Annotated in this window: 8 protein-coding genes; 6 read left to right on the forward strand and 2 right to left on the reverse strand. The window is 64.6% G+C overall.

What is annotated here, in order from left to right:
* A partial coding sequence (locus ACLV8F_RS24315) for an MFS transporter (RefSeq protein WP_411886767.1) occupies window positions 1–817 on the forward strand: 817 nt, incomplete at its 5' end.
* Between the two features lie 14 nt (window positions 818–831).
* On the opposite strand, the gene ACLV8F_RS24320 is transcribed toward ACLV8F_RS24315, so the two are convergent.
* Window positions 832–3,261, reverse strand: a complete 2,430-nt coding sequence (locus ACLV8F_RS24320; RefSeq protein WP_411886768.1) for a catalase — start codon at window positions 3,259–3,261, stop codon at window positions 832–834.
* A 372-nt stretch (window positions 3,262–3,633) separates the two neighbouring features.
* Between ACLV8F_RS24320 and ACLV8F_RS24325 the strand changes: the two genes are divergently transcribed.
* From ACLV8F_RS24325 to ACLV8F_RS24335, 3 genes are read left to right on the forward strand one after another with little or no spacing between them, the layout of a single operon-like run.
* Window positions 3,634–3,810: a DUF3606 domain-containing protein gene (locus ACLV8F_RS24325; RefSeq protein WP_411886769.1), complete on the forward strand. Its 177-nt coding sequence runs from the start codon at window positions 3,634–3,636 to the stop codon at window positions 3,808–3,810.
* A gap of 33 nt (window positions 3,811–3,843) precedes the next feature.
* On the forward strand, window positions 3,844–4,443 hold the full coding sequence (locus tag ACLV8F_RS24330; RefSeq protein ID WP_411886770.1) for a cysteine hydrolase family protein: 600 nt from the start codon (window positions 3,844–3,846) through the stop codon (window positions 4,441–4,443).
* A complete protein-coding gene (locus ACLV8F_RS24335; protein WP_411886771.1) occupies window positions 4,440–4,817 on the forward strand; it encodes a GFA family protein in 378 nt (125 codons plus the stop codon). The genes ACLV8F_RS24330 and ACLV8F_RS24335 overlap by 4 nt, the downstream gene beginning before the upstream one ends.
* A gap of 166 nt (window positions 4,818–4,983) precedes the next feature.
* Here the strand turns inward: ACLV8F_RS24335 and ACLV8F_RS24340 are convergent, their stop codons facing one another.
* Window positions 4,984–5,250: a SlyX family protein gene (locus ACLV8F_RS24340; protein ID WP_411886774.1), complete on the reverse strand. Its 267-nt coding sequence runs from the start codon at window positions 5,248–5,250 to the stop codon at window positions 4,984–4,986.
* A 190-nt stretch (window positions 5,251–5,440) separates the two neighbouring features.
* On the opposite strand from ACLV8F_RS24340, the gene ACLV8F_RS24345 reads away from it, so the two are divergent.
* Together ACLV8F_RS24345 and ACLV8F_RS24350 are read left to right on the forward strand one after the other, a co-directional pair.
* Window positions 5,441–8,200 (forward strand): hypothetical protein, encoded by a 2,760-nt coding sequence (locus ACLV8F_RS24345; RefSeq protein WP_411886772.1) that lies wholly within the window; start codon window positions 5,441–5,443, stop codon window positions 8,198–8,200.
* A 221-nt stretch (window positions 8,201–8,421) separates the two neighbouring features.
* Window positions 8,422–8,671, forward strand: a 250-nt coding sequence (locus tag ACLV8F_RS24350) for a glutathione S-transferase N-terminal domain-containing protein (protein WP_411886773.1), incomplete at its 3' end; no start/stop codon positions are given.

The raw sequence follows: 8,671 nt of genomic DNA on the forward strand, positions 1-8,671 counted from the left end.
CTCGCTGATGCTGGCCGTCTACGGCATCGTCAACGGCAATGAGGCCGGCTGGCTTTCAGGCCAGACCTTGGGCCTGCTGGGCGCGGCCGCGGTGCTGATGGCCGTGTTCCTGGCGATTGAAGCGAAGGTGAAAACCCCGCTGGTGCCGCTGGGCCTGTTCCGCCTGCGCAACGTCGCCACCGCCAACGTGGTGGGCGTGCTGTGGGCGGCCGCCATGTTTGCCTGGTTCTTTATCTCGGCGCTCTACATGCAGCTGGTGCTGGGCTACAGCGCCATGCAGGTCGGCCTCGGTTTCCTGCCCGCCAACCTCATCATGGCCGCCTTCTCGCTGGGCCTGTCGGCGAAGATCGTGATGCGCTTCGGCATACGCGGGCCGCTGGCCGCCGGCCTGCTGCTGGCCGCCGCGGGACTGGCACTGTTCGCGCGCGCACCCGTGGCCGGCAGCTTTGTGGCCGACGTGCTGCCCGGCATGCTGCTGCTGGGCCTGGGCGCGGGCATGGCCTTCAACCCGGTGCTGCTGGCCGCCATGAGCGATGTGGACCCGAGTGAGTCGGGCATCGCTTCCGGCGTGGTCAACACCGCATTCATGATGGGCGGCGCGCTGGGACTCGCCGTGCTGGCCAGCCTGGCGGCCGCGCGCACCACCTCACTGGCCGCCGCGGGCGCGGACGCATTGGTGGCGCTCAATGGCGGTTACCAGCTGGCCTTTGTGATAGGCGCGGTGTTTGCCGCTTCGGCCGCGGTGCTGGGGGCCTTGTTGCTCAGGCCGGGCGGTGTGGCGGCAGCCGGCGCCAAGCCTGCCGCCGCCACCCACTAGGCTTCGCCTCAGCCTTACAGCGCAGGCGGGTCCGTCTCGCGTTCAAAGTGGCGGTGCCGTCCCATCGCCTGGATAAAGCGATTCAGCGCATCCGCCGTGTCACCCGAGGCATGCACGATCAGGCCTGCATCGGCCCGCGCGCTTTTTTTGCCTTTGGGCGCATCGCCGGGCGCGGGCGTGATGCCGGCTTTTTCCAGCAGGCGCGCCGAGGCGCCCAGCGCCAGGATGGTCTTGCAATGGCGGTACTGGTCCTTGATGAACTCCATCGTGTGGCCGTCGGCGGCCAGCGCCTTCACCGCGTCCTCGCCGTCCGGCAGCACCAGCGCGTCGAACAGGAAGCCGGGCTCGTTTTCGAGCGAGGCATCGGCGTCCAGCGGCTTGCCTTCGGCCGTGACCAGCGCGCCAATGTGCGGGCCCACCAGCCGCGGCACCGCACCCGCATCCGCGAGCGCCGCCTGCACCTGGTCGATTGCCGCGCCGGCCACGCCGGGCGCCACCAGCACCGCGATCTTGCGCCCGCGTATGCCACCGTCGCCGGGGCGCGCCAGCAATGACAGCGCCGGCGACACCGTAACCTCGGGCTTGGCGGGCTTGGGCATGGCCAGCGGCATGGGGTCGGGCAGTTCCATGCCCAGGCCTTGCGCCACCTTGCGCGCCAGCGGCTCCGAGGCATTGCGCAGCGAGGCCAGCATGCGTTCCCGGATCGCCGGCACCGTCAGCTTGCTGAGTTCAAAACGGAAGGCCGCCGCGATGTGCGCCTGCTCCACGGGCGATTGGCTGTTGTAGAACAGCGCCGCCTGCGTGTAGTGGTCGGCGAACTTCTCTGGCTTGGCCCGCACCTTGGACTGCGCTTCCTTGGCCTCTGTGCGTGCCGCCACGCTGACGAAACCCTGCGCCGCGCCCGCCTGGAAGGGGCAGCCGCCGGCCAGCGAGTTCGGCTCGTAGGCTACGCGCCCGCGCGGGATCGCCTGGCGGTGCATGCCGTCGCGCTGGTTGTTGTGCACCGGCGCGAGCGGCGCGTTGATCGGGATCTCATGGAAGTTGGGCCCGCCCAGGCGCGAGATCTGCGTGTCCACATAGGAGTGGATGCGGCCCGCCAGCAAGGGGTCGTTGGAAAAGTCGATGCCCGGCACCACGTGCGCGGTGCAAAACGCGACCTGCTCGGTCTCCGCGAAGAAATTGTCGGGGTTGCGGTTCAGCACCATGCGGCCCAGCGGCTGCAGCGGGATGAGTTCTTCCGGGATGAGCTTGGTGGCGTCCAGGATGTCAAAGCTGAAGCGCTCGGCCTGCTCCTCGGTGAACACCTGCACGGCCAGCTCCCATTCGGGGTAGACGCCAGCCTCGATGCGCTCCCACAGGTCGCGGCGGTGGAAATCGGGGTCCGCGCCCGAGATCTTCACGGCCTCGTCCCACACCAGCGAATGCGTGCCGAACTTCGGGTTCCAGTGGAACTTCACGAACACCGATGTGCCCTCGGCATTGACGAAGCGGTAGCTGTGCACGCCGAAGCCCTGCATGGTCGCGTAGCTGCGTGGAATCGCGCGGTCGCTCATCACCCACATCAGCATGTGGGTGGACTCGGGCATCAGCGAGACGAAATCCCAGAAGGTGTCGTGCGCGCTTGCGGCCTGCGGCATCTGGTGGTGCGGCTCGGGTTTGACCGCGTGGACCAGGTCGGGGAACTTCATCGCGTCCTGGATGAAGAACACCGGCATGTTGTTGCCCACCAGGTCCCAGTTGCCTTCGTCGGTGTAGAACTTCACCGCGAAGCCGCGCACGTCGCGCGCCGTGTCCTTGGAGCCGCGCTCGCCCTGCACCGTGGAAAAGCGCACAAACACCGGCGTGATTTTTCCTTCTTCCTGGAAGGGCGCCGCCTTGGTGTATTGCGTGAAGGGCTTGTAGCACTCAAAGAAGCCGTGCGCGCCGGAGCCGCGCGCGTGCACGATGCGTTCGGGAATGCGCTCGTGGTCGAAATGCGTGATCTTCTCGCGCAGCACGAAGTCTTCCAGCAACGCCGGCCCGCGCACGCCCGCCTTGAGCGAGTTCTGGTTGTCCGCGATCGCCACGCCCTGGTTGGTCGTGAGCCAGCGCCCGCCCGAATCCACGCGCACGCGGTCCAGCGGCTCTATGGTCGCATTGACGCCTTCGGGCGCCATGCTGCCGGTTTTTTCCGAGCCGTTGTCCTCGCTCAGCGTGCTGCCCGTCGCCAGCCTGGACGCGGGCTCGGCCGTGGCGCCGGGCTGCGGCGCCACGCCGTTGGCGAAGCCGTGTTCGCCCGCCTTGTTCGGGTTGTAGGGCATGGCCGCCGCCAGCTCCTGGACCTGCGCCGCCTTCTCGGCGGCCGCATCACCGCCCGGGTCGCGTTTGACTCCGGCTGGTGCGCTGTCGGTGTTTTTGGGTGCGGCTTTCGACGAAATTCCTGTGGGGCCTGTGGGTTTGGGCATGGGGTTCATTCAAAAAGGGTTGATGAAGAAAGCGGCTTTGCCCCGCGTGAAGTGCTGCATGCGCCGCACGTCGCGGACGTTCGATGCTATTTTTGGGGGCGTGCATCCCGGTGTAGGACGCTGCGCCGTGGCCATCAAGGCCGGGTTCCTCGGGCACATAAACCGCTTCAAAACGGCCTGTATGTGGCGTTGTCTTTTGGGGTGCAGGGCGGCGTGCCGAGCCCGCATGTGAGGCCTTAGGACCTCAGCGGCAAACGTCGCCGGTGTGGGAATGCGGCCCTGGGGGCGCAGACTTCCTGCTGAGTGGTTGCCGTCCTACAAAGGGGTGAATACCCGCGGCCTACGATTCGCATTTTTACCAGGAGGCAACGCATGTCCGACGACAAAAGCAAGACAGGCGCAGACCGCAAACTGATTGCCCTCGAGCAGCCCCACGAACTGCGCGACTGGATGAAGTCCCTGGGCTGCACCGAGCAGGAATTGCGCGATGCCGTCAAGGCGGTGGGGCACTCGGCCGACGCCGTGCGGGCTTATCTCGCCAAAAAATAAGCCACAGCGATATGTCTAACGCGCCGGCGCGCCGTGAATACTGAAGACCTACCGCGTAGCAGCAGCGTGCTGCTGCTGATCGACTTCATCAACCCCATGGATTTCCCGGGTGCAGAGGACTTGGCCGAAGCCGCGGTGGACGCCGCGCGCGCGACCTCGGCCTTGAAAGCCGCGCTGCGCAAGGCGAGCGTGCCGGCCATTTATGCCAACGACAACTACGGCGGCTGGCAATCCGATTTCCAGACCCTGGTGGAACGCTGCGCCCGCGGCGGCGGCGCCTCCGGCGAAATGGCGCGCTTGCTGCGCCCCCAGCAAGGCGACCTGACCATCCTCAAGCCCAGGCATTCGGCGTTTTTGGGCTCGCCGCTGGACCTGCTGCTGTCTCGCATGGAGGCCAAGGAAATCATCATCACCGGCGTGGCTACCGACATCTGCGTGCAGCTGACCGCCATGGACGGTTTCCTGCGTGGCTACACCTTGCGCGTGCCGGCCGACTGCACTGCGGCCGAATCCGCCGATTACCAAAAGCAGTCGATTGCCTATATGGAGCGGGTGCTCAAGTGCGACGTGGCGCCCTCGGCCTTTGTCGAAGCCGGCGCCTGCCCCGCGCCCCAACACAGGAGACTCGCATGACCACCCTCACAGGAAGCTGCCATTGCGGCAAGAACGCCTTCCGTATCGACGGTGACCTCCCCACGCAACTCACGCGCTGCACCTGCTCGTTTTGCAGCAAGCGCGGCGCTTTGCTCGCTTACTACCCGCCGGAGCAGTTTCACGTCACCACGTCCGCAGCGGCCGATGCGATCTACCGCTGGCAGACCAAACTCGTCGAGCACCACTTCTGTCCCGAGTGCGGCGTGTCCACTTTCTCCGACAGCCCGGCCTTCGAGATGGACGGCAGCTGGGACGGTAGCACGCGCCGCATAGGCATCAACGCGCGGCTGCTGGACGGCTTCGACGCGGCCACGGCGCCCGTGGCCGTGATAGACGGCAAGAACCTCTGGTAGCCCGTGCCGTGTAATCTGGGGATGCAAATTCATCCGCAGACTTCGCAGATTTACGCAGATTAAAAACAAGAAGGTTTAATTGACACTTCACTGCTCGCGGCTTTGCCTCTGAGGGTCTTCATCTGTGTAAATCTGCGTAATCTGCGGATATAAATTTTCTTCAGAATCAGAAGTGCGGCGGAAGCTCGTCGCGCAGGCTGCGGCTGGTGGTGATGTCGCCGTCGCGCACCGGCGCGGCCTTCAGTTCGGCCACTTCGCGCAGCAGCGCGTCGATTTGCTGCTGCTGGCGCACGATCACCTTGTCGAGCTGGTCCAGCAGGTCCTCGGCAAAGCTTGCCTTGATCTCGAGTTCCGTCAGGCGCTGGTCGGTGTCGTTGCTGCCGGCGGCGGCGCTGTTGTCGCGTATGCCTTGCGGGGTGTTCGGGTTTTCCATGCCTGTATTGGACATGAAGCCCGGGCCCTTGCCCGCCGGCGGTGCAAATTTGGGGAAATAAGCACCTTGTTTTTTCACTGGGCCCTGCCTAAGCTGACGCCAATCTTTCCGCAAGGAGGCCGGCGATTCAGCCACTTCGTGGCATCGCCTCGGCACATTCGCGGCAACGGTGCGTGTGAAGGAGAAAAACATGGTGGACCCAACCACTCGACAACCGGAGGCTTCAGGCGAGGACCTGGAGGCGGAGCGCAAAGCCATTGCGTCACGCAGGAAGTTTGTCTATGCCGACGGAACAGGCCCCAGGGAAACCTGGGGCTTGGCCCTGTCCGGCGGCGGCATCCGCAGCGCAACCTTTTGCCTCGGCGTGTTGCAGGCGCTGGCAAAGGCCTCTTTCAATTTCCCGAAAGAAAGCGCGCCATTGCCCAAGGCGCCGGAGGCCCCAAACCCGCCCTGGCCCTTGCTGGCCCGTTTTGATTTCCTGTCCACCGTCAGCGGAGGCGGCTACATAGGGGGTTTCTACTCCGCGCTGTTTCGCACAAGGAACAAGCAGGAACCCGTCCCGGATGAGCTGGCCACCCTGGCGGCGCGCGAAGCCTATGCCGCGCTCGCCACCGACCCGCCCGGCAGGCTGAGCAAGGACCCGGAGTCACGCGACAAGCCGGACCGGCCCTTGCGCTGGCTGCGCGAGAACGGGCGTTACCTGGCGCCCAACAACACCGGTGACCTGTTCTACGACGTCGCCATCGCCATCCGCAATCTCTGCGCCGTGCACTATGTGATGGGTGTGACGCTGCTGACCGTGTTTCTGCTGATGTTTGCCTTTCGTTTTGGCAGCCTGCAGGTGACGGTTTTTGGGATAGACACGCTGGCAATCGCGCTCGAAACCATGATGCAGCCGCAGTTGCCGATGGAGGGCCTCAGGATTTGGTACAGCCCGTGGTTCGGCGTGCTGGGACTCTGGCTCTTGGTCGCGGTCATACCTTGTGGCGTGGCGTACTGGCTGGACCAGGACAAGTCCAATGCCGAGGCCGGAAAATGGTGGCAGCCGATTACCGTGCCGGCTCGTGTGGCGCTGGGTTTGTTGCTTGTGGGCGTCGCCCTTGCCGCATTCATCTGGTGCCAGGTCGCGGAATCGATAAGCGACGTCGACGAATTGTTCCTGAATGTTCCCGTACCGGCCTTTTTGCTGGTGCTGATGGACGTCGCGCTGTTTTTTTCACTGGCTGCATTTAATTTCGCCAAATACCGTCCACCGCAGGTAGCCCGGCTGTTTCGCAACCGGATCACGCGATGGCTTTCCAAAGTGCTGACCGTTTCATGGGTCATCGGCCTGCTGGCACTGGTTGAAACTGCGGGCCAAACACTTTATCTCTGGCTGACGGCCAGCGGGGCGGAGGCGGGCGCGATTTTCAGTGTGGCCGGCGTCGTCACCGCCCTGGTGGCGGCGGTCCGGAAATTCGCACCCGTGCTGGCCCAGCCCGGCAAAGACGGCTGGCTCAGCAAGCTCCCGCTGAACGCCATTCTTGGCGTCGTCGGCGTGGCACTGGTCCTGCTGCTGGCAGTGATCTGGAGTTGTGTGGCCGCAGCCTTGCTGTTTGGAATGCAGATGCCAGCGCCGAACTGCGGGCAACTCCTGATCGAAGCGATGTTTACCCAGGCCGGCTCAGGCCCGGGTTTCTCAGAACTGTGGCCATACCTTTATCCGGTGATCCTGGTGGTTTTCTGCCTGTTCGCCACGGCGGCGGCGGGCTGGTTCCTGGGCTTCATCAACCTGTCCAGCCTGCAGGTGATGTATGGCGCGCGCCTCACGCGTGCCTACCTGGGCGCATCGAACAAGCAGCGCTTTGAGGGCGAGGCCAACATGGACGTGACCGAGGCCGACGAGAGCGACGACTTTTCGCGCAAGGACTACTACGGCAAGAATCATTTTGGTCCGGCACACATCGTCAACGTGACCATCAACGCCACCACCGGCACCGGCGACCAGTTGACCCAGCGCGACAGGCAGGGTCTGCCGCTGGCGGTCACGCCCGCCGGCATCCTGGTGGACGGAAGGCGTTGGGATTCCAGCGCCGGCGACTTCGTGGGCATGCAGCCTGAAGCCAATGCCGACGAAGCCGGCGCCAACGGCAGCCTCAAGGCGAAAGTCGTTGCCAAGGCAAAAGCCCTGGCCAAAGCCCTCAAACCCCCGCCTCCCGAGCTGTCCATGGGCCAATGGATGGGCGTGTCCGGCGCGGCATTCTCAACGGGCCTGGGCCGGGGCACCTCGCTCGGGCAGGCCATGCTCTTCACCATCACCAACATACGACTGGGCTGGTGGTGGGACTCCGGCAAAAAAGACGCCAACACACCTTTTCGGCTGTGGCGCAACCAGATCTACCTGCGGGACGAACTGCGCGCCCGCTTCCTGGGCACGGACGGCTCGCACTGGTATCTCAGCGACGGCGGGCATTTTGAGAACACCGGCGTGTTCGAGCTGCTGCGCAGGAAAGTCGGTTTTATCGTGTGTTGCGACTGCGGCGCCGACCCCAACTACACCTACGAAGACCTGTCCAACCTCATGCGCCTGGCGCGCATTGATTTTCGGGCGGAATTCGAGTGTGTCGGGCCGGCCGCCTTCCCCGGGTTTTCCGCGGATGTGAAGGACTACTTCGCCACCGACGAAGCCGAGCTGTGCCCGCCGCCCGACCCGCAGGGCCAACTCCCGGTCGCGCCCGACAACAAATGCGCCTTGCTCTACCGCGTGACTTATGCGGGCAGCAAGGATGAAACCTTTTTGCTGGTGCTCAAACCCCGCCTGATCCAGAGCGCGCCGCTGGACCTGTTCGAGTACCAGGTCAAAAACCCCTCGTTCCCGCAGCAGACCACTTTCGACCAGTTCTTCGACGAAGCCCAGTGGGAAAGCTACCGCAAGCTGGGTGTGCTGATCGGCTCGCGGATATTCCAGTGAGGCTGCCGGCCCTGCCGCGACCGCGGTCTTGCTCCTTCCCCCGCTGGGGGAAGGCTGGGAGGGGGGCCCCCGGCGCTGGAGGCTGCTGTGCGTGTTGACAAAAGACCGACGAACCCTCTCCCTGCGGGAGAGGGTGCAATGTGCAAATACCCGTTTTCTCCATCCGGAATACAGTGGACGCTGTGCCGCGCACCGGCCTTTCATTCCACAATCCGCCCACCATGACCCAAGCCCAACAAAACTTCCCCGCCGACTTCCCCATCACCCAGAAATGGCCCGCCCAGCACCCGGATCGCATCCAGCTGTATTCGCTGCCCACGCCCAACGGCGTCAAAGTGTCCATCCTGCTTGAAGAGGCCGGCCTGGCCTATGAGCCGCATCTCGTGAGCTTCGAGACCAACGACCAGATGTCCGAGGCCTTTCTCTCGCTCAACCCCAACAACAAGATCCCCGCCATCATCGACCCCCAGG

Origin of the sequence: Polaromonas sp. YR568 (genome assembly GCF_943369675.1) — a bacterium.
In the GTDB taxonomy this organism is placed as follows: Bacteria; Pseudomonadota; Gammaproteobacteria; order Burkholderiales; family Burkholderiaceae_C; genus Polaromonas.

Bases quoted from the DNA above. Each gene is read 5' to 3' on its own strand.
- ACLV8F_RS24335 (WP_411886771.1), top strand. From the start codon at position 4,440: ATGACCACCCTCACAGGAAGCTGCCATTGCGGCAAGAACGCCTTCCGT.
- ACLV8F_RS24345 (WP_411886772.1), top strand. From the start codon at position 5,441: ATGGTGGACCCAACCACTCGACAACCGGAGGCTTCAGGCGAGGACCTG.
- ACLV8F_RS24325 (WP_411886769.1), top strand. From the start codon at position 3,634: ATGTCCGACGACAAAAGCAAGACAGGCGCAGACCGCAAACTGATTGCC.
- ACLV8F_RS24320 (WP_411886768.1), bottom strand. From the start codon at position 3,261: ATGCCCAAACCCACAGGCCCCACAGGAATTTCGTCGAAAGCCGCACCC.
- ACLV8F_RS24340 (WP_411886774.1), bottom strand. From the start codon at position 5,250: ATGGAAAACCCGAACACCCCGCAAGGCATACGCGACAACAGCGCCGCC.